The organism is Leisingera sp. F5 (genome assembly GCF_001593695.1).
This window is the reverse complement of sequence record NZ_LUKH01000490.1, coordinates 1-2,276: the sequence shown is the minus strand read 5'-3', so window position 1 is coordinate 2,276 and position 2,276 is coordinate 1. Positions and strand designations below refer to the sequence as shown.

General features: G+C 59.4%; 2 protein-coding genes. Both read right to left on the bottom strand.

Translation table 11 applies throughout. The annotated features are described in order from the left end of the window. Nucleotides 1-108: 108 nt before the first annotated feature. Nucleotides 109-1,209, bottom strand: a complete 1,101-nt coding sequence (locus A2I95_RS32315; RefSeq protein WP_291736418.1) for an extracellular solute-binding protein — start codon at nt 1,207-1,209, stop codon at nt 109-111. Nucleotides 1,210-1,288: 79 nt separating this feature from the next. Next, nucleotides 1,289-2,276, bottom strand: a 988-nt coding sequence (locus A2I95_RS32310; protein WP_291736416.1) for an ABC transporter ATP-binding protein, incomplete at its 5' end; no start/stop codon positions are given.

The window sequence follows — 2,276 nt, the reverse complement described above, 5'->3', positions numbered from 1 at the left end:
GGCCGGATTGGGTAATATCACTCATTGGGTTCCCCGTCGGGTCTTTTATTTTTTGGGCAGGGGGCCTGTTTCGTTCAGGCCCCCTGCAGTATCTCGGATACGGTCAGATTACTTGGCCAGCCACGCCTGGAACTTGCCGTTCAGGTCATCGCGGTTGTCTGCCCACCATTCGTAGTCATAAACATGGACGTTGCCTGCATTGGCCGGGTCAGTCGGCATATGCGGGGCCATGTCGATACCCAGTTCAGCGTGCTTGCCAACCAGCGGCGCCGAGGAAGCACGGGCCGGACCATAGGAGATGTAGGCGGCCTGATCGGCCAGGCGCTGCGTATCGGTGGCGAACTTCAGGAAGTCCATCACGCGCGCCTTGCGGTCTGCAGGCAGTCCAGCCGGAACAACCCAGCCATCCAGGTCAAAGGACTGCATGTCCCAAAGCATGCCGATCGGCTGACCCTGTTCAGCAATTGCCGAGAACAGGCGGCCGTTGAAGGTTGAGCCCATGACAACTTCGCCGTCGGCCAGCAGCTGCGGAGTTTCCGCACCAGCAGTCCACCAGACCACCTGGTCCTTGATGGTGTCGAGCTTGGCCAACGCACGCTCCACACCTTCGTCGGTACCCAGAACGTCGTAGATTTCATCCTTGGCGACGCCATCGCAGTAAAGCGACCATTCCATGTTGTCGATCGGGCGCTTCTGCAGCGAGCGCTTGCCCGGGTACTTTTCGGTATCAAAGATGGCGCAGACGGTTTCCGGCTTGTCGATCAGGTCGGTGCGGTAGCCGAATGTGGTCGAATAAACGATCTGCGGCACAAAGCAGTCACTGACAATCAGGTCGCCGAAATCTTCGGAGGCCAAGGAGCCGTCGGGCGCCGCTGCCAGATCTTCGTCATGGTTGATTTCTTCGGCCAGTCCTTCGTCGCACAGACGCATGGAGTCGGAGGCCACAGCGTCCACCAGGTCCCAGGTCACATTGCCGGCTTCGTTCATGGCGCGGATCTTCGCCACGGCCTCAGCCGAGCTTTCGTCCCAGATCACCTTAACGCCGGGGTTAGCGGCCAGATAGGGTTCCACATAGGCTTTCTGCTGGCTGGCCTGGTAGGCGCCGCCCCAGGATACCAGTGTCAGCTCATTGGCCATTTCTTCGGCAAAGGCCGAAGGGGCGCAAAGGGCGGTGGTCACCGCCAGTGCAGACATTTTGCTGAGTTTCATAGAGAGTCTCTCCTTGTTGAAATTCACAGATGTGAGAATCCCCCCGGTCATTCGTCTGCCGGGGGTTTGCGCGTGCGGATCAGGCGTCCAGCGCGCGGCAGTCTTCCGGCAGCCAGCCGATTTCGATCTGCTGACCGGGCTGAAGACGGACTTGGTCCGGGGCGTTCCGGGTCTTGATGATGAACTCATCATTGCCGGCCACCCGCAGACGGGTGCGGAAGATGTCGCCCATATAAATGAACTCCAGCACTTCCGCCTTAAGCGTATGAACACCTTCCTGCAGGCGTTCCTTGTTGTATTCCACCCGTTCGGGACGGATCGACACGCGGGTGCGCTCGCCCGGGCGGGACACGTTGACCGGCTTGCAGTCAATCAGTTCGCCATCGTCAAGCTGCACCAGGGCAATACCGTTGTTGATTTCCTTGACGGTGCCTTCCAGCGTGTTGTTTTCACCAATGAACTGGGCAACAAAGCTGTTGTCCGGGCTTTCATACAGCTGGTCCGGCGGCGCGATCTGCTGGATCCGGCCATCATCGAACACGGCGACACGGTCGGACATTGTCAGCGCTTCGGTCTGGTCGTGGGTCACGTAGACCACGGTGATCCCCAGGCTGTGCGCCAGATGGGTGATTTCGAACTGCATTTTTTCGCGCAGCTGCTTATCAAGCGCGCCAAGCGGCTCGTCCATCAGAACCAGTTCCGGTTCAAACACCAGCGCGCGGGACAAGGCGACCCGCTGCTGCTGACCGCCCGAAAGCTGCGACGGGCGGCGGCCGCCAAAAGCGCCCATTTCCACCATGTCCAGCGCACGCTTCACCTTGGCTTCGCGCTCGGACTTGCCCATCTTGCGGACTTCCAGCGGAAACGAAAGATTCTCTGCAATCGTCATGTGCGGGAACAGCGCATAGTTCTGGAACACCATGCCGATGCCCCGCTTATGCGGCGGGATGTTGTTGATTGACGTTCCGCCCAGGCGAATGTCGCCATGGGTAGCGGTTTCAAATCCTGCCAGCATCATCAGGCAGGTTGTCTTGCCCGAACCGGACGGGCCAAGCATTGTCAGAAAC

Bases quoted from the DNA above. Each gene is read 5' to 3' on its own strand.
- A2I95_RS32315 (WP_291736418.1), bottom strand. From the start codon at position 1,209: ATGAAACTCAGCAAAATGTCTGCACTGGCGGTGACCACCGCCCTTTGC.